The sequence below is a fragment of the Limosilactobacillus coleohominis genome, assembly GCF_016901675.1.
Lineage (GTDB): Bacteria > Bacillota > Bacilli > Lactobacillales > Lactobacillaceae > Limosilactobacillus > Limosilactobacillus intestinavium.
Genome location: NZ_JACJKU010000124.1, coordinates 1 through 2,083 on the forward strand (window position 1 = coordinate 1; position 2,083 = coordinate 2,083).

Here is a 2,083-nt window from a genome sequence, read left to right on the forward strand (position 1 = left end):
CATGGGAAAGAATTTGCCAATTATCATCAAATCGAAGATTTGATAAACAAGCCAATGTTTTTCGCACACGCTTATTCTCCTCATGAACGTGGATCCAATGAAAACAGGATCGAGTTCTCCGCCGATTTATCCCAAAAGGTAAGCATATTGAACAAATGTCCAATGATGAACTAATTGCAATCAATTGGTGGCTTAATTCGAGACCAATGAAATGTTTAAATTGGCAAACACCAATTGAAGTCTTTTTTAGAAATTTACATGATAATTGTTAACTTATTTCTTGCAATCTGCCATATTTAAAAGTTATTGTAGCGGTATCATGACTTATTGTAATAATTTAATTATTATTAAAATTGTAAATGTCACATAAATCTAACGAATAAAATCGAACTTGTTTTCAAACGTTAATTAGAGGTGTTTAACAGCAGCATTCAATAACAATTAAATTAATATTTATATATGAAAATTTCATCAGTTAGCAATTATCATCTGTTTTATCAATGGTCTAACCAAGTTCGAAAAGTTTACTATTCAGGACTATTAATGCTTAATGTCAACATAAAAAAGCCTTAAAGTTGTTGAAAAAGTCAAACAGCTTTAAGACTTATCATACATTAAATTATAGGAAGAAACTCTATTAGAGGTCCTGACTTTGGACCGCTACCATCTTTTTGTTATCGACCGAAACCGGAAGAACAATCGTTAATAATTTGATTAATATAACATCGATCACCCCAACAAAGATAATAGTGAGGACCGTTACGAAAATTTGACTCGTGAGAAGGTGCAGTCCACCACCAAACAATAACCCGTTTGGTACTTGCTTACTAATTTGATGACTAGCGAAAATTCCGGTAGCAATACTTCCCCAAATTCCACTCAAGCCATGACATCCAAAAGCATCAACAACATCATCAATTGGTAAGTGAGGCTTAACTCTAACGATAAAGTATTGACTGATGGCTGCCCCGACCATGCCGATTATAATTGAACCACCCAGGGTAACATAACCTGCACCGGGTGTAATTGCTACGAGTCCGGCTATCGCCCCGTTACAAGCACCTGACAGCGTCACGTGATTAAATTGGTAGTGGTCTAACATCATCCACGTTACGATGGCGGTAGCACTTGAAACGGTCGTCGTCAGCATTGCTTGCACGGCGGTATCATTAACTGCCAAAGCAGAGCCAGCGTTAAATCCATACCAGCCAATCCACAACAATGCTGTCCCAATCAATACCCATGACAAGTTGTTATGTTGAGCGTTGATTTCCTTACGGCGGCCAACCCAGCCAGAGAGAATTAAAGCAGTAATTCCAGCATTCACGTGGACTACTAACCCACCTGCAAAATCAACTGCACCAAGACTTGCCAAAAAACCATGCGGAGCCCAGACCATGTGCACCAGTGGGTAATAGACAAAGATTGCCCAGCAAATGGTAAAGATCACTAAGAAATTAAACCGTCCGTGTCCGACGACCGATCCACAAAAAATCGCAGGTGTGATGATTGCAAACATCATCATAAAAATCGTGTAATCACCAATTGGAATCCCCGTTTTAGTAACGGCATCAATTGGAACGTTGATCATCAATATTTGCCGTAAATTTCCGATTATTCCCCAGTAGTTACCAGAAAACGAAAGTGTATATCCCACTGCAATCCAAAGAATTACTGCCAAACCACACATCATGAACACCGTTAATAACATGTTGTTAGCATGGCGCCTGTTAACTAGACCACCATAAAAAAACGCCAGTCCCGGTGTCATTAACAACACGAGAATACTGGCAATCATAATAAATAATGTATTAACTTCTAACACGTAGACCGCCTCCTCTAATTAGGCTTTAATCTACCATGCTAACTGCCCAGTCACAATGGTTAGGAACTAAGAACACCAATATATTAGATGAAATCGCTTTTACCATGAAGAATCATTAGTATTTAGCTCTATTTAATTAAGAAAATATCATCCTAAATTTCAAGAATAAGTTAGCCACTGGACTCAAATAAATAATACTGACCAATTGATTATTGGTTGATGGAGCTGTGATATCTCTTGGTAGAAGGCCTTACGATA

The 2,083-nt window shown here is 37.9% G+C and carries 1 protein-coding gene and 1 pseudogene; one reads left to right on the plus strand and one right to left on the minus strand.

Annotated elements, in window-relative coordinates; genetic code table 11:
* Positions 1 to 272: pseudogene (locus tag H5975_RS07890) on the plus strand (transposase); the annotation flags it as partial.
* A gap of 365 nt (positions 273 to 637) precedes the next feature.
* Here H5975_RS07890 and H5975_RS07895 read toward each other — a convergent pair.
* Entirely contained in the window at positions 638 to 1,825 is a 1,188-nt protein-coding gene (locus H5975_RS07895; protein ID WP_204785579.1) for an ammonium transporter, read from the minus strand.
* Positions 1,826 to 2,083: the final 258 nt, after the last annotated feature.